General features: G+C 39.5%; 1 protein-coding gene. It reads right to left on the bottom strand.

Features of this window, described 5'->3' with window-relative positions; translation table 11 throughout:
• Nucleotides 1–65: 65 nt before the first annotated feature.
• On the bottom strand, nt 66–998 hold a 933-nt coding region (locus MRX98_RS21775), incomplete at its 5' end, for a homing endonuclease associated repeat-containing protein (protein WP_246915278.1).

Below are 998 nucleotides of genomic sequence, written 5' to 3'. Positions count from 1 at the left end.
GCTTGAGCTCACTGGTTTTTGCGGAGCGCAGCGGAGTAAAAATCCAGTGCAGCGATTTGTTATGCTTATTCTTTGTTTGATCGGCCTAAATTACAATCAGAACACAATGTCCGCAGATTTTCTTCAACTGTCTCGCCGCCCTGACTCCACGGTAAAATATGATCAATGTGAAGTTCACAGCCCGGCTTATTTGCAGGCGATGAGCCACACAAAACACACCTAAAATCGTCTCGTTTCATAACACGGAACCTTTGCCTCAAATTGGCTGTCCTATTTGTTCTCTTTTTAGGCTTTAAATTTTTTGATGGAATATCATGAACAAATGGAATTTTTATAGTTTCATTGAGGATATTAGGCTCAATTGTTGCTTCATCATCTTTCTTGTTAACATACTCAATAAAGCGCACAAGAGCAGATCTCCAAGAGCCAAACTTTCTTTCGTAGGAACTTACATTAAGCCTCGATAAGGGAGCCACCATCTCTTGATATTTTGGTTGACGCCCTAAAGTTTGCCAAACATGAAGTATATTTTCAAAATAGTCCTCATCGGTTGAGTTATATAATCTCCCAATTTCCAGCCCTGCCACCACCTTTGCCTTGTTCCACCCACCAAATCTTTTTGAAATGGCAGACGAACCATATTTGCCGTGATCTTCATATTCAGCAATTGTTATTGCATTTTTACCCAACTTTTTCGCTACTCTTTGTATATCTTCAATAAGTTGTATTTCAGGGATTCTGATTTCAGATAAATCTCCACCCCAAGGACGTTTTGACTCTTCAAGTCCAGCAGTTTCCAAAGCCTTAAACCATGATCCAAATCGTTTTTTCTGTGTTTGATACGAATAGTTGCCGTATTCCTGATATTCTTTCAAGGTAACTGATTTCTTGTTAAGCAACGTAGCCACACGAATTAGATCCTGCGTCAGTTCTGAATTTGAAAATTGATTACCTGATTCTGTCAATTCGAACTTCATTGGAAACGTGTCCTTGTGGCA

Source organism: Desulfatitalea alkaliphila (genome assembly GCF_022968795.1).
Lineage (GTDB): Bacteria > Desulfobacterota > Desulfobacteria > Desulfobacterales > Desulfosarcinaceae > Desulfatitalea > Desulfatitalea alkaliphila.
Note: the sequence above shows the minus strand (reverse complement) of the source record. Positions and strands in the feature narration are given on the sequence as shown.